This window comes from Streptomyces pseudovenezuelae (assembly GCF_029892565.1).
Lineage (GTDB): Bacteria > Actinomycetota > Actinomycetes > Streptomycetales > Streptomycetaceae > Streptomyces > Streptomyces pseudovenezuelae_A.
In genome coordinates this window covers 390542-413729 of sequence record NZ_JARXVH010000008.1, presented here as the reverse complement: position 1 = coordinate 413729, position 23188 = coordinate 390542, and the positions used below count along the sequence as shown (strand labels likewise).

General features: G+C 70.5%; 20 protein-coding genes and 1 pseudogene. 8 read left to right on the top strand and 13 right to left on the bottom strand.

Going from position 1 to position 23188, the window contains the following annotated elements:
* Positions 1-212: 212 nt before the first annotated feature.
* Positions 213-1430, bottom strand: coding sequence for a cytochrome P450 (locus M2283_RS27530; protein ID WP_280879074.1), 1218 nt, complete (start codon positions 1428-1430; stop codon positions 213-215).
* Positions 1431-1755: 325 nt separating this feature from the next.
* Here M2283_RS27530 and M2283_RS51975 point away from each other — a divergent pair.
* The 4 genes and pseudogenes from M2283_RS51975 to M2283_RS27515 all read left to right on the top strand — a co-directional run.
* A pseudogene (locus M2283_RS51975) lies at positions 1756-1896 on the top strand (IS5/IS1182 family transposase); the annotation flags it as partial.
* Positions 1897-2646: 750 nt separating this feature from the next.
* Complete coding sequence (locus tag M2283_RS27525) at positions 2647-3828, top strand: glycosyltransferase (protein WP_280879073.1); 1182 nt, start codon at positions 2647-2649, stop codon at positions 3826-3828.
* Between the two features lie 15 nt (positions 3829-3843).
* On the top strand, positions 3844-4506 hold the full coding sequence (locus M2283_RS27520; RefSeq protein WP_280879072.1) for a sulfotransferase family protein: 663 nt from the start codon (positions 3844-3846) through the stop codon (positions 4504-4506).
* Positions 4507-4809: 303 nt separating this feature from the next.
* Positions 4810-5079: a hypothetical protein gene (locus M2283_RS27515; RefSeq protein WP_280879071.1), complete on the top strand. Its 270-nt coding sequence runs from the start codon at positions 4810-4812 to the stop codon at positions 5077-5079.
* A 79-nt stretch (positions 5080-5158) separates the two neighbouring features.
* Here M2283_RS27515 and M2283_RS27510 read toward each other — a convergent pair whose 3' ends face one another.
* From M2283_RS27510 to M2283_RS27480, 7 genes are all read right to left on the bottom strand, one after another.
* Positions 5159-6028: an SGNH/GDSL hydrolase family protein gene (locus M2283_RS27510; protein ID WP_280879070.1), complete on the bottom strand. Its 870-nt coding sequence runs from the start codon at positions 6026-6028 to the stop codon at positions 5159-5161.
* A gap of 78 nt (positions 6029-6106) precedes the next feature.
* A complete protein-coding gene (locus tag M2283_RS27505; protein ID WP_280879069.1) occupies positions 6107-7120 on the bottom strand; it encodes a hemolysin family protein in 1014 nt (337 codons plus the stop codon).
* Positions 7117-8541: a hemolysin family protein gene (locus tag M2283_RS27500; RefSeq protein WP_280879068.1), complete on the bottom strand. Its 1425-nt coding sequence runs from the start codon at positions 8539-8541 to the stop codon at positions 7117-7119. The genes M2283_RS27505 and M2283_RS27500 overlap by 4 nt, the downstream gene beginning before the upstream one ends.
* 231 nt (positions 8542-8772) lie before the next feature.
* A complete protein-coding gene (locus tag M2283_RS27495) occupies positions 8773-9198 on the bottom strand; it encodes a GNAT family N-acetyltransferase (protein WP_280879067.1) in 426 nt (141 codons plus the stop codon).
* A gap of 73 nt (positions 9199-9271) precedes the next feature.
* On the bottom strand, positions 9272-10150 hold the full coding sequence (locus tag M2283_RS27490) for an LLM class F420-dependent oxidoreductase (protein WP_280879066.1): 879 nt from the start codon (positions 10148-10150) through the stop codon (positions 9272-9274).
* A 60-nt stretch (positions 10151-10210) separates the two neighbouring features.
* Positions 10211-12778 (bottom strand): ABC transporter permease, encoded by a 2568-nt coding sequence (locus tag M2283_RS27485; RefSeq protein WP_280879065.1) that lies wholly within the window; start codon positions 12776-12778, stop codon positions 10211-10213.
* A gap of 4 nt (positions 12779-12782) precedes the next feature.
* Positions 12783-13616 (bottom strand): ABC transporter ATP-binding protein, encoded by an 834-nt coding sequence (locus M2283_RS27480; RefSeq protein ID WP_280879064.1) that lies wholly within the window; start codon positions 13614-13616, stop codon positions 12783-12785.
* Between the two features lie 229 nt (positions 13617-13845).
* On the opposite strand from M2283_RS27480, the gene M2283_RS27475 reads away from it, so the two are divergent.
* Both M2283_RS27475 and M2283_RS27470 read left to right on the top strand, forming a co-directional pair.
* Positions 13846-14085: a toxin-antitoxin system HicB family antitoxin gene (locus M2283_RS27475; protein ID WP_280879063.1), complete on the top strand. Its 240-nt coding sequence runs from the start codon at positions 13846-13848 to the stop codon at positions 14083-14085.
* Between the two features lie 4 nt (positions 14086-14089).
* Entirely contained in the window at positions 14090-14464 is a 375-nt protein-coding gene (locus M2283_RS27470) for a fic family toxin-antitoxin system, toxin component (protein WP_280879062.1), read from the top strand.
* Here M2283_RS27470 and M2283_RS27465 read toward each other — a convergent pair whose 3' ends face one another.
* Positions 14465-15196: a class I SAM-dependent methyltransferase gene (locus M2283_RS27465; protein WP_280879061.1), complete on the bottom strand. Its 732-nt coding sequence runs from the start codon at positions 15194-15196 to the stop codon at positions 14465-14467. It abuts the gene before it with no gap.
* A 70-nt stretch (positions 15197-15266) separates the two neighbouring features.
* Positions 15267-15953 carry an esterase/lipase family protein gene (locus tag M2283_RS27460; protein WP_280879060.1) on the bottom strand — a complete coding sequence of 229 codons (687 nt, stop codon included), beginning with the start codon at positions 15951-15953 and terminating at the stop codon, positions 15267-15269.
* A 200-nt stretch (positions 15954-16153) separates the two neighbouring features.
* Here M2283_RS27460 and M2283_RS27455 point away from each other — a divergent pair, with 200 nt between their 5' ends.
* On the top strand, positions 16154-18571 hold the full coding sequence (locus M2283_RS27455; RefSeq protein WP_280879059.1) for a helix-turn-helix transcriptional regulator: 2418 nt from the start codon (positions 16154-16156) through the stop codon (positions 18569-18571).
* A 63-nt stretch (positions 18572-18634) separates the two neighbouring features.
* On the opposite strand, the gene bioD is transcribed toward M2283_RS27455, so the two are convergent.
* The 3 genes from bioD to bioB are packed head-to-tail and all read right to left on the bottom strand — an operon-like array spanning position 18635 to position 21879.
* Positions 18635-19351, bottom strand: a complete 717-nt coding sequence (bioD, locus tag M2283_RS27450) for a dethiobiotin synthase (RefSeq protein WP_280879058.1) — start codon at positions 19349-19351, stop codon at positions 18635-18637.
* Position 19352: 1 nt separating this feature from the next.
* Positions 19353-20642, bottom strand: a complete 1290-nt coding sequence (locus M2283_RS27445; RefSeq protein ID WP_280879056.1) for an adenosylmethionine--8-amino-7-oxononanoate transaminase — start codon at positions 20640-20642, stop codon at positions 19353-19355.
* Entirely contained in the window at positions 20635-21879 is a 1245-nt protein-coding gene (gene bioB / locus M2283_RS27440) for a biotin synthase BioB (protein WP_280879055.1), read from the bottom strand. Before bioB ends, M2283_RS27445 begins: the two co-directional genes overlap by 8 nt.
* A gap of 146 nt (positions 21880-22025) precedes the next feature.
* Between bioB and M2283_RS27435 the strand changes: the two genes are divergently transcribed.
* Positions 22026-23162, top strand: a complete 1137-nt coding sequence (locus M2283_RS27435) for an 8-amino-7-oxononanoate synthase (RefSeq protein ID WP_280879054.1) — start codon at positions 22026-22028, stop codon at positions 23160-23162.
* Positions 23163-23188 lie beyond the last annotated feature (26 nt).

The following is a 23188-nucleotide window of genomic DNA, read 5'->3' as shown; positions in this document are numbered from 1 at the left end:
CGTACGGCTCAACCGTCAGTATCGCCAACCCACTTGACGTGGGCAGCTTCCTCTCTAACTTCGCGGCATTGGCTCCTGTGCCTGTGGGTTGAGACTTCGAACACCTCCCCCAACGGCACGGGAGCCTCGTGCGTTGCGCACACCTCCAGCGTCACCCGATCAGTGGCCACTCTGAAACAGCTCACTGACCGCCCGCGTCCGGCACTTGAGCGTCAGAGGCCGACCGCGTCCCATGTCACAGGGAGCCTGGCAAGGCCGTAGGTGATGGAGTCCGTGCGCAGTGGCACGTCCTCCGGCGGGACGGCGAGCCGCAGTGTGGGAAAGCGTTGGAACAGCGCCTTGTACCCGATCCGCAGCTCGACCCGGGCGAGTTGTTGGCCCAGGCACTGGTGGATGCCGAATCCGAAGGCCACATGGCCGGCGGCCTGGCGGGTGACGTCCAATACGTCGGGATCGCCGAAGCGTTCTGGGTCGCGGTTGGCGGCCATCAGCGCGGGCACGACGACGTCACCCCTCCTGATCAGCCGACCACCCACCTCGACGTCCTCGGTGGCCGACCGTTCCGCACCGTACTGTGCGATGGTCAGATAGCGCAGGAGTTCCTCGACCGCGCCGTTGACCAGGTCGGGGTCGGCGCGTAGGGCCGCGAGCTGGTCGGGGTTGCGCAGCAGCGCGAAGGTTCCCAGAGCAAGCATGTGGGCAGTGGTCTCGTGGCCTGCCGCCAACAGAGCCAGGCCCATCCGGGAGACCTCCTCCGTGGTCAGTTCCTCGTCGGCGGCGAGATTGCTGAGCACGTCGTCCGTGGGCCGGGCACGCTTGGCCACCACTAGCTTCGTGACGTAGCCGGTCATCTCCTCGACCGCCGCCATGAACTGATCAGCGCTGGCGCCCAGGGTCAGCATTGCCTTGGTCCGCTCCTGGAACTCCGCCCGCTCCGCGTAATCGACACCCAGTAGCTCGCAGATGACCAACGAGGGAATGGGAGACGCGAACGCCTCCACCAGATCGACCGGCGGGCCCAGGAGTTCCATTGTGTCCAGAGCGTCATCGACGATCCCGGCAATGCGCTCGGACAGCTGCGCCATACGACTCGTGGTGAACTTGCCGGCGAGCTTGCGCCTCAGCCGGGTGTGTTCCGGCGGATCGACGGAATTGATCTCGCCGGGCCTCGCCGGTCTGGCGGCGGTCACCTGGCCGTCGAGGGCCGAGTTGCGCAGCTCGCCGCGTGAGCTGAACCGCCGGTGGTCGCCCAGTACCGCGTGTACGTCCTCGTGACGGGTGAGCAGCCATCCGCTGCTGCCGTCCGCCATCGCGACCGGACAGACGGGGTCTTGCGTCCGTAATTCGCGCAGCGTCGCCGGCGGATCGAAGGGACAGGTCTGCGAGCGCTCCTTCGGTATGGCCCTGCGCTCTGGAACGGTCTCTGGCACGGGGGATTCCCCTCTCGTGGGGGCGGAAGACTTCCCGGCATGATCGGTCGAGTAGCGTCACCTTACAGACGATCATTGCCCCGTCAACCAGGAGAACATTCCGCTTGGTTGGTTCGGCAGCCTGCGGTTGCGGGCGTCGTGGAGCGTTTGGCGCCGTATGAGCCGTGGGAGCTTTTCGAGCCGGTGGTGGTGGTCAATTCTGGTTTGTACCTGGAGGCCGTCGCCCCGTCATTCGGGCCCCGGGCAACCGGCCCGCCGCCGCTTCAACAAGTGGTTCAAGGCCAGGGCCGAGGTCGGGCCGCACCTCTTGGTGCTGGAGGCACAACCGCTCGCGCACGGGACACCGTCGGTCCGTGCACGCCGCGGTCCGCGCCGACGCCGACCCGGCAAACCGCAGGCCGGCAAGGGTTATGTCGCCAGCAGTGGTCATGACCACCTGCGCCGATGGCTCCGTAAGCGCGGTATGCGCAGTCCGCCGAGATGTCCAGCGTCGTGGGTGGGCCGCGCCAATGGGACCGCCTCTATCACGGGAGAATAGAAGACCGTTGATCACCATAATTCATTTGTATCGGGGGCAAACCATCCATCCCAGAGGCGTACTTGCATGCGCGCGCTCCAGTCTTTAGGCTCAAAAAGCGGCAGGTGAAGATCCGCCCTAGTTCGATGAACAGGACGTACTGACCAATGTCTGACAGCAGTCTTTTCAGGCACGCAACCACCGCTTCCTTTCGAGGAAACGGCATTGCCGGCAGCCTTACCGCAGTGTGCGTATTCACCCCAAGTGAACACCGGGGGTCAGGTGTCAGTGATCCGGACGTGACAGCCGCGGACGAGACCCCGCAGTACGTCGAACTCGACCACGGATTCGGTTGCTACGCCCCGGAGAACGGTAGCGGTAGACCTCCGGGACCGGATTCATCCACACCGCAACCTTCCGCAGGAACTGGCCTTCGAACGTACGCCCGCCACGTTCCGCGCGTCGCGCGCGCCACTGCCCGGCGCAGCCCCGGGAACACGAGTACCGGGATCGGCTGCTGACGGGCACGCGCGAGGTACGGCTACCTGCCGAGTCGGGTTTCGGACTTGCCGGCCAATGTCCACCCCGTGGAGGCCATCGCCTTGGTCGCGATCGACGTCGGAGGGCCGAGACGGATGCGCTCGCCGATCCGGGTACGGAGACCGTGTCCGTGAGGCGGCGACAGGAGGAGGGTGTCGGATGCGCGTGATACTGACCTGTTTACCCTATTACTCACACATGATGCCGGTGGTGGTGCCGGTGGCGATGGCGCTACAGCGGGCCGGTCACGCGGTCGCCGTGGCGACCGCGCCGGCGATGGCTGACGCACTCGTCCGTGCCGGCGTCGAGCACCTGCCGCTGCCGCACGTCCAGACATTGGAAGAGCTGCTCGCCGATCCCGAGTTCGCCGGCAGCCCCGGGATGCCGGACGCGCGGGAGGAAAGCCCCGAAGAACAGGCACGGGCCAGGGCACAACCGGGACGGTTGACGCAGGCAAGAGCCGGAGCGTTGGCTGGGATCTTCGCACGAGAGGTGATAACGGCCTCGCAGGCGTGGCGGCCGGACCTGATCGTGCGGGAGTGTAACGAGTTCGGCGGCTACCTGGCCGCGGAGAGGCTGGGGTTGCCTCGCGCCGTGCTTGACATCTCGCCCTTCTCGGCACTGAACCTCCCGTTCGTGCACGATCTGGTGAACGGTCAGCGGGTAGCGTTGGGTTTGGACCCGGTCGACGATGTATGGCACCCGATCCGTGGCCCGCTCGCCGGCATCATCCCCCGCGAGTGGTATCCGGAGTCCTTGCCGATTTCCCCGGCGCGTTCCTACCGTCCGGATGCGGTCACCGCCGCCCTCGACCGCGCGCTCGCTGACCTGCCCGACGACCGACCGCTGGTGCTCGCCGGGCTCGGCACGGTCGCACCTGTTGTCGTGCCGGAATCTCGGCAGTTGCTCACGGCGATGGTCACCGCGCTTGGCGAACTGCCCTGTACGGCGATCATCGCGGCGGAATCCGATTGGCAGGGACCGCGCCCGGCCAATGTCCGGCTGGTGCCATTCGTCCCGCTTTCTCTGCTGCTTGGCACTGCCGAGCTGTTCCTGTCGCACGGCGGTTTCGGCAGCGTGCAGTTGGCGATGATCGCCGGCACACCGATGGTGAACCTGCCGATGTTCGGCGACCAGCCTGCCAACTCGCACCGGGTCGAAGAACTGGGTCTTGGAATACATGTGGACCCGGCCGACGCATCCCCCCGAGTACTGGCCGAGGCATGCGGTCGGGTGCTGGCGGACCGGACCTTCCGGTACCGAGCGGCCGACATGTCCAGGCGCATTCTGGCCGATCCCGGGTATGACGTGCTCGTCGATGATCTGGCCACCCTCTGCTAAAAAGGGAATTAAACGATGAAGATAATCGGTGTCGGTTTCCCCAGAACGGGAACGGTAACCCTGTACGAAGCATTGAACCAACTGGGCCTCGGTCCCTGCTATCACACGAAGGAAATGATAAAGAAACCCGATCATATCGAACACTGGGTACAGGTCTACGAGGGCGGGCCGATCGATCCGCATGCGATATTCGCCGGTTACCAGGCGACAGCGGACGCACCCGGTTGTTTTTTCTGGCGAGAGCTGATCCGGGAATATCCGGAAGCGAAGGTCATCCTCAGTATTCGTGATGCGCAAACGTGGTACCGGAGCATGAGCGACACCGTCCTTCGGCAGGACCTCCTCGATAAATCGGCTGATCCCGTCCTCGCCGGGCTGCGCCGGTTGGCGCTGGCAATGTTCGACCATGTCTTCGACAACCGCCGGGACGAAGTGCACCTCACGGCGGTGTTCAATCGGCACAACGCCGAGGTGCAGCGCGAAGTCCCCGCAGACAGGCTGCTGGTGTACGAGGTGAGTCAAGGCTGGGCGCCGCTCTGTGAATTCTTCGGAGTGGACTCGCCCGTCACGCCGTTCCCGTGGCTGAACAACACCGCGGAGTACGTGGACAAAGCTGAAAAGCACCGCCGTTCGCTCGTGAGGGGCCCAGTGTTTCCCGGACAGGCGTCTGGCCATTGAGCGTTTTCCAACCTCACGTTGACGCGTGGTGAAGGACGAGGACGGCCTTCACCATGTCGGTGATCCGGTTGGTGCTGCCCCGCCTGGATCAACGACCCGGCCAAGCGCTGCGAACCCGCACCACAAACCTCATAGCGCCAAGACCGTCTCACTGGACTTGAAATCTTCCGCGGACCTGGTGAGGCTTTCCATGTCTGCGACGGAACCCGGTTCTTGGAGCCGGTGGGCGCACGTGGATCGCTGTGTGGTTGTCCGACGCACCTGGCTGACCGCACGGCGGCAGCCCGGGCAGGTTGCGGACCGATGCCGGAAATCCGAATCGGCTTCCGGCTGGCGGATCTTCCCGAGCTGGCTGTGTTCTCTTTCGTGTCGACTTCGTGGGAACTCGCTGCCGAGCTACCCGCGTTGGCTGCTGCGCTGGAGGTGGCGGTTGTGCCGGCCTTGGGTGTGCTGCGATGTGAAGTGGTGGGGTTCATCACACGTTCCGGGCTCGCCGTGAGTTACAGGCGGCCGGTCGTTGAGGTCGACAGGACGCAGGTCCTCGCTCAGGATGCTGTACGGCTCGCGGCGTGACGTCGGTCTGTCGGTTGCAGGTGTCGTGCGGGTGAGGCTCCGCGTTCGATCGGTGCATGGCATCCGGCGAGGCTCTGGGTTAGGGCTCTACCTGTTGCCAGTCCGTCACAGGGCCAGGGTTTGTGTGGTCCGCAGGGGTGACCCAGAAGGCTTTGCCCAGCTCAGCGCTAGAATGGGCGCCTGTCCGGCCGTCCCCGGAGGAGCGGCCCGTCAGGCGGCGGCCGATCCACGGCAGCAGGTGCTGCCGGGCGAACCGTGCGTCCGCGACGCGTCGCGCGACCCACGCGGGCGGCACGGTGGCCGCCATCGGCGTACGCCACTCGGTGTCCTCGGGGTCGTAGCCGAGCGCCTGCCACACCGCCTCGGCGACCCGGCGGTGGCCCTCGGCCGTCAGGTGCAGCCGGTCCACGTCCCACAGGCGCGGGTCGGCGAGCGAAGGGGCGCCGTACAGGTCGACGAGCAGGGCGCCGTGCCGTTCGGCGAGCCCCTCGACGATGGTGAACAGCTCCTCCATGCGCGGCCGGAACCGCTCCAGGACGGGACCTTGGCGACCCGGGCTGCGCATCAGCACCAGCCGCTCGCAGGACGGGGCCAGCCGCTCCACGGCCTCGGTCAGCAGATCCCGCACCCGGCCCATGTCGACCTTCGGCCGGAGGGTGTCGTTGAGCCCGCCGACCAGCGTGATCACGTCGGGCCGCATGGCCACCGCCACGTCGACCTGCTCGTCGACGATCTGCCCGATCAGCTTGCCGCGCACCGCGAGGTTGGCGTAGCGGAATCCGGGCGCGTGGGCGGCCATCCGGCCGGCGAGGAGATCTGCCCACCCGCGGTACGAGCCGTCCGGCAGGAGGTCCGACATGCCCTCGGTGAACGAGTCACCCAGCGCGACCAGGCTGGTGAGCGCCGGGCCGGCCTGCGCGGGGTTGCTGTGTGTGGAGTTCGTCTGCATAGCGAAGCAGATGGTAACCCGACGGCATACCCGCCGGTCTGTCGGCCTCCGGGGAGGCGGCCGCTACCCTCCCGATCCTCATGCCCGCTGCCCGAACAGCTCCTGCAGTACGTCCTCCATGGTCACCAGACCCTCCAGCCGGCCGTCGTCGCCGCGCACCGCCGCCAGGTGCGTACGGCTGCCCCGCATCGCGGTCAGCACGTCGTCCATGGGCGTGGTCGCCCGCACGCGTGCGATGGGCCGCATGTCCTGGACGCGGAACGGCACCTCGCGGGGCGAGGCGTCCAGCGCGTCCTTGACGTGCAGGTAGCCGACGATCCGGCGGGACTCGTCCACGACCGGGAAACGGGAGAAGCCGGACTGCGCCGAGAGCTGCTCCAGCTCCTCGGGGGTGACACCCACGCGCGCGTAGACGACGCCTTCCAGCGGGAGGGCGACGTCACGGACCGGGCGGCGGCCCAGTTCGAGTGCGTCGCGCAGCCGCTCCTGCGCGCGGTCGTCGATCAGGCCCGCCTCGCCCGAGTCCCGCACGATCCGGGCCAGCTCGGCGTCCGAGAAGGTCGCCGCGACCTCGTCCTTCGTCTCCACGCGCAGCAGTCGCAGCAGGGTGTTCGCGAAGGCGTTGATCGTGAAGATCACCGGTCGCAGCGCCCGGGCCAGGGCGATCAGCGGCGGCCCGAGCAGCAGCGCGCTGCGCACCGGCTCCGCGAGCGCGATGTTCTTCGGCACCATCTCGCCGAGCAGCATGTGCAGATACGTCGCCAGGGCCAGCGCGATCACGAAGGACACCGCGTGCCCCGCGCTCGTGGGCACGCCCAGCGCGTGGAACACCGGCTCCAGCAGATGCGCGATCGCCGGTTCCGCGACGATACCGAGGACCAGCGTGCACAGGGTGATGCCGAGCTGGGCGGCGGCCAGCAGCGCCGACACGTGCTCAAGACCCCACAGCACGCTCTTGGCCCGCCGGTCGCCCTCTTCGGCGTACGGCTCGATCTGCGAACGTCGTACGGAGATCAGCGCGAACTCGGCGCCGACGAAGAAGGCGTTGACGACGAGGGTCGCGAAACCGATCAACAGTTGTACGGCGATCATCGGGCGTCCCCCTGCTCGTCCTGCTCGTCCTGGTCGTCCATGGCCTTGGTCTTGGCGGTGCCGGCAGTCCCGGAAGCCCCTGCGGCGCCGGCAGTTCCGGACGCCCCCGCCATGCCGTCGAACGGCGCGTGCATCAGCACGCGCGCGGCCCTGCGGCCCGACGCGTCCACGATGTCCAGCCGCCAGCCGGTGACCTCGACGGAGTCGCCCGTCTCCGGGATGCGGCCGAGTTCCGTCGCGACGAGGCCGGCGAGGGTCTCGTACGGCCCCTCGGGCGCCTTGAGGCCGACGCGCGCGAGCTGGTCGACGCGGGCCGAGCCGTCGGCGGAGTAGAGGGCGCGGCCGTCGTCGTCGCTGCCCGCGAGGGCCAGGTCGGGCGTCTCGTGCGGGTCGTGCTCGTCGCGTACCTCGCCGACGACCTCCTCGACGATGTCCTCCAGCGTGGCCACGCCCGCGGTGCCGCCGTACTCGTCGATCACGACGGCCATGGTCCGTCTGCCGGACAACCGGTCCAGCAGGCGGTCGACGGTGAGGGACTCCGGGACGAGCAGCGGCTCGCGCATGATCTCGGCGACCGGCACGTACCGGCGGCGGTCCGCCGGGGTCGCCAGGACGTCCTTGATGTGCGCGGTACCGACCACGGAGTCGAGGTTGCCGCGGTAGACGGGGAACCGGGACAGGCCGGTCGCCCGGGTCGCGTTCGCCACGTCCTCGCAGGTCGCCTGGACGTCGAGGGCGATCACCTGGACCCGCGGGGTCATCACGTTCTCCGCGGTGAGGTCGGCGAGGTTCAGAGTGCGGACGAACAGCTCGGCGGTGTCCGGCTCCAGGGCGCCCTCCTTGGCGGAGTGCCGGGCCAGCGCGGCCAGCTCCTGCGGGCCGCGGGCCGCGGCCAGCTCCTCGGTGGGCTCCACGCCGAAGAGGCGCACCACGCGGTTCGCCATGGTGTTGAGGTGGGAGATGAAGGGGCGGAAGGCCGCGCTGAACCAGCGCTGCGCGTTGCCCACCCCCTTGGCCACCGTCAGCGGCGAGGAGATCGCCCAGTTCTTGGGCACCAGCTCGCCGACGACCATCAGGAAGACCGTCGACAGCGCGGTGCCGAGCACCAGCGCCACGGTGCTCGCCGCGGAGTCCGGGATGCCGAGCGACTCCAGCGGGCCCGCGATCAGCTTGGCGATCGACGGCTCGGAGAGCATGCCGACGACCAGGTTGGTGACCGTGATGCCGAGCTGCGCGCCGGAGAGCTGGAAGGTGAGGTTCCGTACGGCCTTGAGGGCGCCGGCCGCGCCGCGCTCGCCGCGTTCCACCGCCCGCTCCAGCTCGCCCCGCTCGACCGTGGTCAGCGAGAACTCGGCGGCGACGAAGGCACCACAGGCGAGCGACAGCAGGATCGCCACCAGCAGGAGGAGCACTTCGGTCATCGGGTCACCTCCGTCCCATGATCGGACAGGGCGGGTCGGACCGCGCGCCGTCGTGCACGGTGGGTACTACTGGGAGGCTCGCCCATGGGCGGACGCTCACACCTTTCATGAAAGTACGGGTCGTCCTCGCATGCTCGCACGGAGGACGGAACAGTCCACCAATAGTAAAGGACGAGCAAAGTAGATCGGAAAGCTGGTCGAGGGCATGGGGAGAGTCGGCCGGGAAGCAGATCAGCCTGCCAGCGGCTTCACCCAGCGCCGCCACTGCTCCTGGGGCGCGTATCCCGCCGCACGCCACGCGTGCCGGCCGGTTTCGTTGCGGGTCAGCACCATAGCGTCCCCGCGCCGCCCGCCGAGCCGTACGAACCGCTCCTCGGCCGCGGTCAGCAGCGCCGAGCCGATACCCCGGCGGCGCCGCTCCGGGTGCACCGCCAGCCGGTACAGATGGCAGCGCCACCCGTCGAATCCGGCGATCACCGTGCCGACCAGCTCACCGTCCAGCTCGGCCAGGATCAGCGCCTCGGGATCGCGGGCCACCAGCCGCTCCACACCGTCCCGGTCGTCACTGATGCTCGTGCCCTCGGCGGCGCCCTTCCAGAAGGCGAGAACGGCGTCGAGGTCGTCGGGCCCGGCGGCCCGTATCCGCAGATCGGTCATACGGCGATCCCATCATTCCGAACGCCTGTGAACACGGAATTCCAGCATGCGGACGGCAGTCACCGCCGGCCGTTCACCGCCCCGCCAGCGCCGCCACGACCGGTGCGAACGCCTCCATGTACGGCTCCAGGACCGTCAGATACGAGAACCCGTACCGCTCCCGCTGCGCCAGCACCTGCGCGGTGATCTCGTCCACGGTGCCCACGAGGAGGATCGGCAGCTCCAGGGCCTGCTCCGGCGTCAGCCCCGGTACCCGCTCCAGGAGCGGTCGGACGGCCGCCTCACGGTCCTCGGTGACGATCACCATCTGGACGAGGAGATTCAACTCGGCCTTCTCCGCGCGCCCTTCCGTCAGCTCCAGATAGCGCGCCACCCGCCCGGCGAGTTCCGCCGCCGCGACCGGCGCAAGCTGCCCCGTCGTGCTGCCCGGCACCAGCCGCGCCCCCGCGAAGGCCGCGATGTCGGCGTGCTCGGCGGCGAGTTGGAGCATCCGTTCGCCGTTGCCGCCGATCATCAGCGGGACGTGGGTGGACTCGTCCGCGTCGAGCGTGCGGGTCAACTCCTCGACCGTGCGCCGCAGATGGGCCACCCGCTCGCCCGGCGAGCCGTACGGCAGGCCGGCCGCCTCGTGCTCCGACTGTACGTAGCCGGTGCCGAGCCCGAGTTCGAGGCGCCCGTCCGTCAACGCGGCCGTCGTCGCTACCTCGCGGGCGAGCAACACCGGGTTCCAGAAACCCGCGTTGAGCACGAAGGTGCCCAGCCGCGGCCGCTCGGTCGCGCCGGCCGCCGCGACGAGGGCCGGGAACGGAGCGACCATGCCGAGGTGGTCGGGGACCAGGATGACGTCGTACCCGAGCTCCTCGGCGCGACGGCATCTCGCGCGCCACTCGGCGGCCGGACCGGGCAGCAGCAGACTCGCTCCGAAACGGAACGGACGCGATGGACGCGGCATGAACTCTCCTCACCGAGAAGGGACTTGAGTACCCGCCGCGATTCCATCACTTCCGTTCCGTCATTCGTGCGCGATCGCCGCCAGTACGTTCATGCGTGACGCTCGCAGCGCGGGCAGCAGTGCCGCGACCACGCCCACCACCGCCGAACCGACCACCACTTCGACGATCGTGGCCCACGGGACGGCCAGCGCGTCCATGCCCTGCAGCGCCAGTACCTGCTGGGTGCAGACGCCCCACACCAGGCCCAGCGCGAGGCCCAGGACCGCGCCGAAGACCGCGATCACCACCGACTCCAGCCGGATCATCCGGCGCAGTTGGCGCCGGGCGAGGCCGATGGCCCGCAGCAGACCGATCTCCCGGGTGCGCTCCACGACCGACAGGGCAAGGGTGTTGACGACGCCGAGCACCGCGATGACGATCGCGAGCCCGAGCAGCGCGTACACGAGGTAGAGCAGGACCGCGATCTGGTCGTGCACGAGCTTCTTGTAGTCGGCCAGGTCGCGGACCTGGACCTGGGGATACGGGTCGAGCGTCGTGTCCAGACGCTTGCGCAGCTGGTCGGGCGCGGTGCCGGAGGCCGCGTTGACGTAGAGCGAGGAGTCCTGGCCGCCGGGGACGTACTTCTCCACGGTCGCGATCCCGAAGAACAGCCCGCCCTGCATGCCGAAGCCGTCGGCGGAGGCCTGGTCGGTGAGGGCGGTGACCTTCAGTTCCGTCTTCTGACCGGCCGGGAACTCCACCGGGATCGTGTCGCCCAGCCTGACCTGGTGGTCCTTCGCGAAGTCGACGTCCATGCCGATGGCGCCGGGCGCCAGCGCCGCCTGGGTGTCGCCCTGCGCGTACGTCACGTGTGCGACCTCGTCCGCGCCGTCGTCGTAGCCGGAGGCGGTCGTCTCGATCCGCTTGCCGTCCGGCAGCCGTACCGCGAGCGGCGCGAACCGCTGGCGTACGACGAGCCCTACGCCCTCGGTGGCGCGCACCTTGTCGGTGACCTCTTTGGAGAACGGCACGAAGTTGGCGTTCTGGATCACGAAGTCGGCGCCCAGGGTCTTGTCGATCTGCTCGTCGAAGGACTTCGACATGGAGGCGCTCGCCACGGACATGTCGCCGACCAGGGCGAGGCCGACCATCAGGGCGGCCGCGGTGGCGCCGGTACGGCGTGGATTGCGCAGGGCGTTGCGCTGGCTCATCCGGCCGATCGAGCCGAAGAGCGCCGGGAAGGCCGCGCCGAGGACCCGGATCACCGGGCGCACCAGGAGCGGGCCCGCGACCACGGTCGCGAGCAGTGTCAGGACGACGCCCAGCCCCAGGAAGGAGGCCGACGAGGCGGTCTTCGTGGCGGTCGCGCAGCCGACCAGTGCGGCGGCGCCGGCCACGCCCAGGACGGAACCGACGATCGCCCGGGTCCGCAGCGGACGCCCGATCTCGGCGATCTCCGCGTCCGCGAGCGCGGCCATCGGCGAGACCCCGGCGGCGCGCCGCGCGGGGAGGTAGGCCGCCACGAAGGTGACGCCCACGCCGACGGCGTAGGCCGCGACGGGTGTACCCCAACCCACCACCATCTCGGTGGTCTTGAGGTTCATGCCGAACGCGCTCATGAGCTTGATCAGTCCGGCCGCGAGCCCGATGCCGGCCGCCAGGCCCAGGGTCGAGCCGACCAGGCCGAGCAGGATCGCCTCGGTGAGCACGGACCGGCGTACCTGGCGGCGGTCGGCGCCCAGGGCGCGCAACAGGCCGAGTTCGCGGGTGCGTTGGGCGATCAGCATGGAGAAGGTGTTGACGATCAGGAAGACGCCGACCAGGACGGCGATGCCGGCGAAGCCGAGCATCACGTACTTGATGACGTCGAGGAACCCGCCGAGGTCCGCGGCGGCCGACTTGGCCTGCTCGTCGGCCGTCCTGACCTCGTAGCTGCCGGTGCCCACCACGGCGGCGACCCGCTGCTTGAGCACGGTGTCGCTGACGCCCTTCGCCGCGTTGGCCGAGATGCCGGTGGCCTTGTCCGCGGAGCCGAGTAGCTGGTTCGCCGCGGTCTTCGGGTCGAGGAAGACCAGGGCCGCGCCCGGGTTGGTGGTGGTGAAGGTGGCGATGCCGACGATCTCGACCTTGAAGGTGCCCGGCTGGGCGAGCACGGTCAGGGTGTCGCCGATCTTCACGTCCTTCTTGTCGGCGGTGTCGGCGTCCAGGAGTGCCTCGCCGCCGCCCCGCGGGGCATGGCCCGAGGTCAGCTTCACGGGGCTGCGGTCGGTGAGGAACCAGTCGGAGGCGATGGTGGGTGCGCCGGTGGTCGGGCCGACCGACTTGTTCTTGCTGTCGACGACCGTGATGTTCTCGACGCCCACGTCCGCGTGCGCCGACGCGACACCGGCCACCTTCGCCACCCGGTCCACGAGCGCGGCCGGCACGGTCTGCGCGGCCCCCGTCGGCACCTGCGACGAGAGGTCGTCCTTGGCCTCCACCGTCACATCGGCGGAGGTGGAGGCGAACAGCCGGTCGAAGGTGCGGGTGACCGTGTCCGAGAAGATCAGGCTGCCCGCGACGAACGCCACGGACAGGACGATCGCCAGCGCGGAGAGCAGCAGCCGCCCCTTGTGGGCGAGGAAGCTGCGGAGGGTCGCCTTGAGCACCGGTTCAGTCCTTGTCGAGGTTCACGTCGGCGGAGGCGGCGGATCCGTCCCCGTCCGACGGGCCGCGCAGGGAGTCGAAGCGCTTCATGCGCTCCAGCACCGCTTCCGCCGTCGGCCGCTCCATCTCGTCCACGATCCGTCCGTCCGCGAGGAAGAGCACCAGGTCGGAGTGGGCGGCGGCGCCCGGGTCGTGGGTGACCATGACGACGGTCTGCCCCAACTGGTCGACGGCCTCGCGCAGGAAGCCGAGCACCTCAAGACCGGCGCGCGAGTCGAGGTTGCCGGTCGGCTCGTCGGCGAAGATCAGCTCGGGCCGGGAGGCCAGTGCCCGCGCACAGGCCACGCGCTGCTGCTGGCCGCCGGAGAGCTGGGAGGGCCGGTGCTTGAGCCGGTCCCGCAGCCCCAGGGTGTCGATGACCTGGTCCAGCCACTTCTCGTCGGGCTTCTTGCCCGCGATGTCCATGGGCAGGGTGATGTTCTCAAGCGCGTTGAGGGTCGGGATCAGGTTGAACGACTGGAACATGAACCCGATCCGGTCGCGCCGCAGCCGGGTCAGCTCCTTCTCGCGCAGCCCCGTGATCTCCGTGTCGCCGAGCCACACCTGACCGGCCGACACGTTGTCGAGCCCCGCCAGACAGTGCATCAGCGTGGACTTCCCGGAGCCCGAGGGCCCCATGACGGCGGTGAAACGGCCCCGCGCGATGTCCACGTCCACCGAGTCGAGGGCGAGCACCGTCGTCTCGCCCGAGCCGTACGCTTTGGTCAGACCGCGGGCGCGGGCCGCGATCCCGCCCGCCGACGCATGGCCGGGGACGTACTGCGCAGCAGGTGTGGACAAAGCCGTCTCCTCGCTCGTGGGCACCGCGACTCGCTCGTCCTCGCCGAGCCTAGTGTGATCCAGAGCACACGCGGAATCCCCCGGAAGTCCCGGGCGGTCTCCACCGCAGGTCGGGTCCCTGATACGGATGTAAGGGGCACGCTCCACCCGACGGTGGACCCTTTCGTCCCGGATTTCGTACTGGCGTACCCCTTGCCGGTGCTAGCTGTTCGGCGCTAGCGTCATGGGTATGGCGAAGACCCAGCTGAACGTGAGAGTGGACGAGGGCACCGCCCGCGCCGCCCGTGAACGCGCCCTGGCCCGCGGCATGAGCGTCAACCGCTACATCGAAGAGCTGGTCAGACAGGACACCGGAGAGGTCGGCCACACCTTCGTGGACGCCGCCGCCGACTTCATGAAGCAGTACGAGTCCGTCTTCGCCGAGGAGTTCGGCACGGAGAAGGAACCGCCGCGCGAAGGTCGCCGCTGAGCCGTTGAGCAGTCTCAGAATCGATCTTGCCTGGCTCCTCATGCTCGCCGAACAGAAGACACCGGGGGACCCCCAGGTCACCGACTGGGGTGCCCTGGTCGCCGCCGTGGCACGCCACGAGGCCGAGATCTTCGACGTTCCCGTCTACGACACCCCGCCCGCGCGTGCCGCCGCGCTGCTCCAACTCCTCATCCACGTCCCTGCGTTGGAGCGCTCCAACGCCCTCTTCGCCTCCGCCGTGGCATACGCCTACCTGGTCGCCAGCGGCCTCAAGGTCGCCACCTCGCCCGAACAGGTCCGCGATCTGGCCCGGCTGGTCAAGAACGGTGAGGCGACGGTGCACGAGATCGCGGAGGAGCTGCGTCAGTGGACGCTGTGATCACTCGCCGGCGGTGGGCCCTGTGGGTGCGGCCGATCCGGTCGGCTCCGTGACCTCCGGTGATCGCCAGGCCGTGCCCAGCACGCAGTACGAGGTGGGCAGGCGCGGTCCCTTCTCCGGCATCAACAGCCGCCGGTAGGGGCCGAGTTCGAAGCCTGCGTCCCGGAGTGCGGCGATCGGCTCGCGGGCCAGATGGCAGCCGCCGTTCAGGGGTGGCCACAGGGTGCGGTCCAGGGCGCGCTGGGTGACGGTCATCGCGGGGCCGCCGCCCCTGCCGTGCTCGAAGAACCGCACGACACCGCCCGGCCGCAGCACCCGCCGCACCTCGCCGAGGGCGCGCCGCACATCCCGGACGCTGCACAGCACCAGACACAGCACCACCGCGTCGAAGGCCTCGGACTTGACCGGCAGCGCCTCCGCCGCGCCCGGTACGACATCGACCGGCACCTCCGCGCGCAGGGCGGCCTCGACCGCCAACTGCCGCAGCAGGGCCTCCGGTTCGAGGGCGACGACCTCCGCGACCGTACTCGGATAGTGCGCGAAGTTGAGCCCGTTGCCCGCGCCGATCTCGATGACCCGGCCGGACAGTCCGGCGAGCAGCCGGTCGCGTATCCCGCCCATGCCCATCCGGGTCTCGGCGCCGACGCTGACCTTGGCGTAGTAGCGGGCGAACAGCGGATGGTGCACGGGGCCCCGCGTGACCTTCGCGGAACCGGTGGACCCTTGCGGCATGAGGACCTCCCTCACCGGACGCCTTACCGCGATTGTCCCCCGGAACAGCCCCGCGCACCCTTTCGGCGGGTCAGGCGATGAAGTCCCGGACCTGGGTGTAGACGCCGTGGTCGTTGTTGGTGTCGGTGTGCGAGATGCACCCGACGTCGACGTTGGTCGCGCCGCTCAGCAGGGCCGAGCTGTTCGGGACGACGGCGGAGTCGCAGTCGGACCAGTAGCTCGCGTACGAGACACTGCCCGGCGTCTCGTCTCCGGAGTTCAGCGCGGTCACGTACGCGCTGCCGGTCTGCATCTCCTTGCAGGACGTGTACAGCCAGGCGCACAACGAGGCGATGGACGTCCCGTGGTTCGTACCGGCGACCGAGACGAAGTCGTCCACGTACGCCGTCCCGCCCAGGTTCTTGAGGTAGTAGCGGGTGCTGAGCACACCCATCGAGTGGGCGACGAGGTCCACCTTGGACGCACCGGTCCGCGCCAGCACGCTCTTGATCTCGGTGGCCAGCTGCTGCGCGCTGGTGGCGTTGGACTGTCCCCAGTCGTACGACCACGCGAACAGCTCGGAGGAGGAGTAGCCGTCGGCCTCGAAGTCGGCGACCCAGTCGTCCCAGCCGCTGGCCGAACCGCTCAGACCGTGCACGAACACGACCGGGTTGTGGGTGGCCGCCTGAGCGGGTGTGGCGGCCAGGGAGAGAGACAGCAGGAGCGTGGCGACAACTCCCGAAAGGGCGGTGGCGATACGACGCTTGTGGCGCTGCATGGGGCCTCCTGAAACGGATGGGGATCGTCAGGAGTGTCAGCGCGGGTCTACGCGCGCCGCATCGGTGAAATCGCCGGTCTTTACGGGTCAATTAACTCGCCAGTAACGTCAGTTGTGTGGTGTATCCGGTGAACCCCCCGCCGCTCGACCGCACTTCGCCACCGCCTCCCCCCACGGACGCGTGGCGCCAACTGGCTCCGATGCTCCCCGAAGGCGTCCGGGTACGGATGCTGCACGCCGTCTACGGCGATCCGCGCGCCGCCGCCGAGGCGGTACCGCGACTGACGGAGCGGCAGACGTCCGGCCACGACCCGCTCCCCACGGACCCCGCGGAGCTGGCCCCGGCCCTCCTGCACGCCCACCGCGCGGAGATCCGCGCCCTCCCGGACGACACCCGCCTGCTCCTGCTGCTGGCCGCGGCCGACCAGTACCCCCTGGCCACCCACGCCTTCCTCCGCGCGACCGCCGCCGCCCGCCTGGACACCCGCCCCCTGGAATGGGCCGAGGCCGCGGGCATCGCGCACGCCGGGGCGGGCGGTGTCGTCTTCCGCGACGCCTGGACCAGGATCGCCGCGTACGAGACCGGGTCCCCGGCGGACCGACGCGACGTCCACCGCCTGTTGGCACGCGTCCTGCGCGCCGACGGCGAGACGCCCCGCCGCTCCTGGCACCGCGGCGCGGGCGCCCTCGGCCCGAGCGGCCGGCTCACCTCGGAACTGCGCGCCGCCGCGGACCAGGCCCGCACCGCCGGCCAACTGACCCTGGCCCGCGCCCTGATGGAACGCGCCGCCACCCTCTGCCCCGACCGGACCGAGACCGCCCGCCTCCTCGCCCGCGCCGCCACGGACGCCTGGCACGCGGGCGACGGCGACCGGGCACGCCGTCTCGCGGCCACGGCAGCGGAGGACGACGCCTTGGCTGGCCTGTTCGCGTTACGCGCGGGGAACGCGACGGAGGCGTTCGACGCGCTGGTCGCGGCCGCGGTCCAACGGGGCGGTGGGGGTGAGGGACGCATCAGAGGGAACGGTTCAGCGGCCAGCGCCGGCGGGGGAGAGGCGGCGTCGGCCGAAGGAGTCACCACCGCGACAGGTTCCGGCCTGGGCGGCATCGGCGGGAGACCGTCGGCCTCGCTCGGCGGCGGTTCCGCCACGGCGTCCGTTCTTCGTCCGGCCGAAAGGGGACCGGAGGCCCCCGCACCGGGTCAGGCCGACAGGGTGTCGTCGTGTCGGCGTATCGCCGCACCGCTGCCGGGCCAACCCGGTGGTGCTGATCGGGGAGTCGAGATGCCCGACCGCCCCGACTCCGCCGTACACCTCCTCGCCCGGGCCGCCGAGGCCGCCGTCTACACCGGAGATCTGCGGCGCTGCCGGGAGGCCGTCCAGGTCGCCGGGCGGCTGGGTGTCGGGCCGCCCGGAGCACTCGGCGGTCTCGCGGCTGCCGTGGAGGGGCGGTACGAGGACGCGCGGGAGCTGTTGCGGACGGCGGCCGGGCACCGCGGGCCGGGCGGTGACCCCACGCTCCTGGTCCACGCCGGGATCGCCGCGCTGATGCTCGGGGACCACACCCTCGCCGCCACGGCGACCGTACGGGCCGTCTCCTCGGCGCGGGCGCGGGGTGCGACCGCCACCGTCGCCCAGGCGTTGGAGTTCCGCGCCTACGCCGACTTCTGGACCGGACGTCCGCACGCCGGCGCGGCCACCGCCCTGGACGCCCTGCGCCAGGCCCACGCCACCGGGCAGGACAACGGCGCCTGCCATCTGCAGGCCGCCCTCGCCATGTTCGCGGCCCTCACCGGCGACGAGGACACCTGCCGCGAACGGGCCGCCGCCGCACGCTCGTACGCCCTCACCCACGGCCTCGGTCTGCCCGCCGCGCTGGCCCAGTGGGCGCTCGCCTACCTCGATCTCGCGGCCGGCCGCTTCGCCGGCGCCGCGGCGCGGTTGCGCGCGCTCGCCGGGTTCGGCCCCGGGCACGGGCACCGCGCCATCCGGCACCTCGCCACCCCGCACTACGTCGAGGCCGCCGCCCGTACCGGCGACACGCGTGTGGCGCGGGCCGCCCACGCCGACTACGACCGGTGGGCGAGCGCCGTCCGCAGTCCGGACGACCTTGCCCTGAGCGCCCGTTGCCGCGCCCTGCTCGCCCCCGGCGCCGAGGCCGTCGAGCACTACCGTGCCGCCCTCGACCTCCACGCACACGGCACCCGGGACTTCGAACGCGCCCGCACAGAGCTGCTGTTCGGCAGCGCGCTACGCCGACTGCGCCGCCGCACCGAGGCCCGCGACCGCCTGAACAGCGCCCTGGAAGCCTTCGACTCCTTCGGCGCCCCACACTGCGCGACCCAGGCCCGCGCCGAACTCCGCGCCCTCGGCGCCCCCGCGACCCCCGCCCACGGCGGCGCCGCCGACCCCACGACTCGCCTCACGGCCCAGCAACTCCTGATCGCCCGCATGGCAGCCGACGGCGCCACCAACCGCGAGATCGCTGCCTGCCTCGCCCTGAGCCCGCGCACGATCGACCACCATCTGCGGGGTGTCTTCACGCGGTTGGGGATTCGGTCGCGGATCGACCTGGTTCGGTTGTTGGGTGGGGGTGGTGGCGTGCAGGGCACTGGATAGGTCCGTCGCGAGGCTTCTCCGGGCGCTGCTGCGAGGACACCGCAAGCGCACTGCAAGGCACCGCTAAGGCGCCTCCCGCACCCCGAACGCCTCCGCATCCCACGTCCCCGACAACCGCGCCGCCAGCCAAGTCGGCGCAGCAGTACGGAAGTCGGTCGGCGACAACGCACCCACCCCGGCGGGCACGGCACCCAGCAGCGGCGCGCCGGAGACCTCCGCCAAGTCGGCCACGTTGCAACGCGACGCCAGATCAGGTGAGTTCGGCCAGCTGCCGATCACCACGCCCGCCAACTCAAGGTCGCGGGAACGGAGTTCACGGGCCGTCAGTTCCGTCGTGTTCAGCGTGCCCAGGCCCGCCGACGCCACGACCAGAACCGGCGCCCCGAGAAGCCCCGCCGCATCCGCCAGCGTGCCGCCCTCCGCGTCGAACCGGACGAGCAGCCCGCCCGCACCCTCCACCAGCACCAGATCGTGCTCGGTGGCCAGCTTGGCGGCGGCCTCGGCGACCTCCGCCGGACGCACCGGCGCCCGCCCGGCCCGCCGCGCGGCCGTCGCCGGTGCCAACGGGTCGGGATAGCGGGCGAGTTCGGCCGTTGTCACGGCGCCCGCGAGCCGCGCGACTTCTGCCGCGTCCCCGGGCTCGTCCGGCCGTACCCCCGTCTGCGCGGCCTTCAGCACGGCCACCGAGCGACCGGTGGCGAGCGCCGCGGCGGCGACCGCGGCCGTCGTGACCGTCTTGCCGACCTCCGTGCCCGTTCCCGTGATCACCAGTACCGACATCTCATCCCTCCCGCGCAGCCGCACACACCGCACCCGCGATCCGGGCAAGATCCGCGTCACCCGTCACATACGGCGGCATCGTGTAGATCAGGTCCCTGAACGGCCGCAGCCACACGCCCTCGCGTACCGCCGCCTCCGTGGCCGCCTTCATGTCGACGGCGTGGTCGAGCTGCACCACCCCGATGGCGCCCAGGACCCGGACATCCCGCACGCCCGGCAGCTCACGCGCCGGTGCCAGTCCGTCCCGTAGACCCGTCTCGATCCGTTTGATCTCCGCCTGCCAGTCCTGCGCGAGCAGCAGCTCGATCGAGGCGCAGGCGACGGACGCGGCGAGCGGGTTGCCCATGAAGGTCGGGCCGTGGGCGAGGACGGGGACCTCGCCCCGTGAGATGCCGTCGGCAACGCGCGCGGTGCACAGCGTTGCCGCCATCGTCAGGTAGCCGCCGGTCAGGGCCTTGCCCACGCACATCACGTCCGGCGTCACGGCCGCGTGGTCCGCCGCGAAGAGCGCGCCCGTTCGCCCGAAACCGGTGGCGATCTCGTCGAACACCAGGAGCACGTCATGCGCGTCGCACGCCTCGCGCAGTACCCGCAGATACGCGGGGGCGTGGAACCGCATCCCGCCCGCGCCCTGCACCACCGGCTCGACGATCACCGCGGCCAGTTCGTCGGCGTGGCGCTCGATCGCCGAGCGCAGCTGGTCGGCGTACGACTCCTCGTACTCGGCCGGTGGCGCGTCCACGAACACCTGGCGGGGCAGCACCCCGGACCAGAGTTCGTGCATACCGCCCTCGGGGTCGCACACCGACATCGGCTGCCAGGTGTCGCCGTGATAGCCGCCGCGCCAGGTCAGCAGGCGTTGCTTCGCGGGGCGGCCCAGTGAACGCCAGTACTGCAGGCACATCTTGACCGCGACCTCGACCGACACCGAGCCGGAGTCGGCGAGGAAGACATGCTCCAGGCCATCGGGCGACATGTCGACAAGGTGCTTCACGAGCCGCACCGCGGGCTCGTGCGTCAGCCCGCCGAACATCACGTGGCTCATCCGCCCGAGCTGCTCGCGGGCGGCCTCGTTGAGCACCGGGTGGTTGTAGCCGTGGATCGCCGACCACCAGGACGACATGCCGTCCACGAGGTCGTCCGTGCTCCCGTCCGCCCCGCGCAGCCTCAGCCTGACCCCGCTCGCCGATTCCACGACGAGCGGTTCCTGCCGGCCCGGCATCGGCCCGTAGGGATGCCAGACGTGCCGCCGGTCGAGCTCCAGCAGTTCGGAGACGGGCAGGTCAGGCATTGGGCGCGAGGTCCGTTCCGGCACCACGGCGGCGGACCGATACGAGGTCGGTACGGGGTTCGCTCAGCGCAGACGCAGACGCAGACGCAGACGCAGACGCAGACGCAGACGCAGACGCCGACTCGGGCGTCGCCGTACCGCAGACTCCGCCGTCCTCGTGCGACCCGCACCCGCCGCCCGCATGGGATCCGCATCCGGCGCTCTCGTGCGACCCGCAGCCCCCGCCGACCGTCGCCCGGTGCTCCGGCAGCGTCACCTGGTCGGTGCCCTCCACCTCGAAGCCGGCGTCCGCGATCATCTCCAGGTCGGCGTGGCCGGCTTGGCCCTCGCTGGTGAGGTAGTCGCCGAGGAAGATCGAGTTGGCGAGGTTCAGGGCCAACGGCTGCATCGTGCGCAGGTGCACCTCGCGGCCGCCCGCGATGCGGACCTCGGCGTCGGGGCACACGAAACGGACCATCGCCAGGATGCGGAGGCAGCGCTGCGGGGTGAGGTTCCACTCCTGGGAGAGCGGGGTGCCCTCCATCGGGATCAGGAAGTTGACCGGGACCGAGTCCGGGTCAAGCGCGCGCAGCGAGAAGACCACGTCGACCAGGTCCTCGTCGGTCTCGCCCATGCCCGCGATCAGACCGGAGCAGGCGGACAGACCGGCCGCGTGCGCCTTCTGCACGGTGTCGACGCGGTCGGCGTACGTGTGCGTGGTCGTGATGTCCCCGTACGTCCCCTCGGACGTGTTGAGGTTGTGGTTGTACGCGTCCGCGCCCGCCGCCCGCAGCCGTTCGGCCTGGCCGTCGGAGAGCAGGCCGAGGCAGGCGCACACCTCGACGTCCTCGTTCTGGTCCTTGATCGCCTTGATCGTGTCCGAGACCCGATCCACGTCACGGTCGGTCGGCCCGCGCCCGGACGCCACCAGGCAGACCCGCTTGGCACCTCCCGCCAAACCGGCCGCCGCCGCCTTCGACGCCTCGTCCGGCTTGATCCAGGTGTACTTGAGGATGTCGGCCTTGGAGCCGAGCCGCTGGGAACAGTAGGAGCAGTCCTCCGGACACAGTCCGGACTTCAAGTTGACGAGGTAGTTGAGCTTCACCCGACGGCCGAACCAGTGCCGGCGTACCTTGCCGGCCGCGGCCACCACATCGAGCACGTCGTCGTCGGAAGTGGCGAGGACGGCAAGGGCCTCCTCGCGGGTCGGCAGCTCGCGCCGAAGCCCCTTGTCCACCAGCGTGTTCAGCAGGTCCATGAGAGCCGATCCTGTCCTACCGGGCGGCTTTCGGCCAAGGAGAGTTCACACAACGAAGGGACTTCGTCGTGTGTGTATTGCCACATCCTGGGCGGCGCGACCTGCGGCTAGTGTCTGTCCACTGCCTACAAAAGCCCGGAGGAGCCATGGCGTTCGGCTGGATCGACGAGCAGGCGATGGTGCGCCGTCGCGCCGGGCTCGTACGGACCCTGCGCCCGCGCCCGGCCGACTCCCCGCTCCTCGATCTCGCGAGCAACGACTACCTGGGTCTGGCGCACCATCCCGAGGTCGCCGAGGGAGCCGCGCGGGCGGCGTACACTTGGGGCGGCGGTTCGACCGGCTCGCGGCTCGTCACCGGGACGACGGAGCTGCACACGGAGCTGGAGCGCGAGCTGGCCGACTTCTGCGGCTTCGAGGCGGCGCTGGTCTTCTCCTCGGGCTACGCGGCCAACCTCGCCGCGGTGACGACCCTGGCCCCGCACGGCTCGCTGATCGTCTCCGACGCGGGCAACCACGCCTCCCTCATCGACGGCTGCCGACTGGCCCGGGGCGCCACGCAGGTGGTCCCGCACACCGATACGGAGGCCGTGCGCAAGGCGCTGCGGACCCACGAGGGGCAGGAGGGCCCGGCGGTCGTCGTGTCCGACACGGTCTTCTCGGTCGACGGCGACGCGGCCCCGCTCGCCGCCCTCGCCGGGGTGTGCCGGGAGCACGGCGGGGGACTGCTGGTCGACGACGCGCACGGGCTCGGCGTCCTCGGGGACGGTGGGCGGGGTGCCCCGCACGCGGCGGGGCTCGCGGGCGCCGACGACGTGGTCGTAACTCTCACGCTGTCCAAGTCGCTCGGTAGTCAGGGCGGAGCTGTTCTCGGCCCGGCGCGGGTGATCGACCATCTGATCAACGCGGCCCGCACGTTCATCTTCGACACGGGCCTCGCGCCCGCCGCGGCGGGCGCCGCCCTGGCGGCCCTGGGAGTGCTGCGCCGGGAGCCGGAGCGGGCGGCACGCGCGCGTGCGGTGGCCGCCGAACTGCACGCACGGCTGACCGCCGCGGGGCACGAGGCGGTACGCCCCGACGCCGCTGTGGTCTCCGTGCGCGCGCCGTCCCCGGAGGGGGCCGTGCGGTGGGCGGCCGGCTGCCGTGCCGAGGGGCTCGTCGTGGGGTGTTTCCGCCCCCCGTCCGTGCCCGACGGCATCTCACGGCTCAGGCTGACCGCCCGCGCGGACCTCTCCGAGGCGCAGATCGAACGCGCTGTACGTGTGATCGGCGAGACGCGACCATGAGTCGGCGTGACACGGCCGTGCGCCGC

What these genes read in the sequence shown, in the direction of transcription:
- M2283_RS27525 (WP_280879073.1), top strand. Translation starts at nt 2,647, where the DNA reads ATGCGCGTGATACTGACCTGTTTACCCTATTACTCACACATGATGCCG.
- M2283_RS27520 (WP_280879072.1), top strand. Translation starts at nt 3,844, where the DNA reads ATGAAGATAATCGGTGTCGGTTTCCCCAGAACGGGAACGGTAACCCTG.
- M2283_RS27515 (WP_280879071.1), top strand. Translation starts at nt 4,810, where the DNA reads ATGCCGGAAATCCGAATCGGCTTCCGGCTGGCGGATCTTCCCGAGCTG.
- M2283_RS27510 (WP_280879070.1), bottom strand. Translation starts at nt 6,028, where the DNA reads ATGCAGACGAACTCCACACACAGCAACCCCGCGCAGGCCGGCCCGGCG.
- M2283_RS27505 (WP_280879069.1), bottom strand. Translation starts at nt 7,120, where the DNA reads ATGATCGCCGTACAACTGTTGATCGGTTTCGCGACCCTCGTCGTCAAC.
- M2283_RS27500 (WP_280879068.1), bottom strand. Translation starts at nt 8,541, where the DNA reads ATGACCGAAGTGCTCCTCCTGCTGGTGGCGATCCTGCTGTCGCTCGCC.
- M2283_RS27495 (WP_280879067.1), bottom strand. Translation starts at nt 9,198, where the DNA reads ATGACCGATCTGCGGATACGGGCCGCCGGGCCCGACGACCTCGACGCC.
- M2283_RS27490 (WP_280879066.1), bottom strand. Translation starts at nt 10,150, where the DNA reads ATGCCGCGTCCATCGCGTCCGTTCCGTTTCGGAGCGAGTCTGCTGCTG.
- M2283_RS27475 (WP_280879063.1), top strand. Translation starts at nt 13,846, where the DNA reads ATGGCGAAGACCCAGCTGAACGTGAGAGTGGACGAGGGCACCGCCCGC.
- M2283_RS27465 (WP_280879061.1), bottom strand. Translation starts at nt 15,196, where the DNA reads ATGCCGCAAGGGTCCACCGGTTCCGCGAAGGTCACGCGGGGCCCCGTG.
- M2283_RS27460 (WP_280879060.1), bottom strand. Translation starts at nt 15,953, where the DNA reads ATGCAGCGCCACAAGCGTCGTATCGCCACCGCCCTTTCGGGAGTTGTC.
- M2283_RS27455 (WP_280879059.1), top strand. Translation starts at nt 16,154, where the DNA reads ATGCTCCCCGAAGGCGTCCGGGTACGGATGCTGCACGCCGTCTACGGC.
- bioD (WP_280879058.1), bottom strand. Translation starts at nt 19,351, where the DNA reads ATGTCGGTACTGGTGATCACGGGAACGGGCACGGAGGTCGGCAAGACG.
- M2283_RS27445 (WP_280879056.1), bottom strand. Translation starts at nt 20,642, where the DNA reads ATGCCTGACCTGCCCGTCTCCGAACTGCTGGAGCTCGACCGGCGGCAC.
- bioB (WP_280879055.1), bottom strand. Translation starts at nt 21,879, where the DNA reads ATGGACCTGCTGAACACGCTGGTGGACAAGGGGCTTCGGCGCGAGCTG.
- M2283_RS27435 (WP_280879054.1), top strand. Translation starts at nt 22,026, where the DNA reads ATGGCGTTCGGCTGGATCGACGAGCAGGCGATGGTGCGCCGTCGCGCC.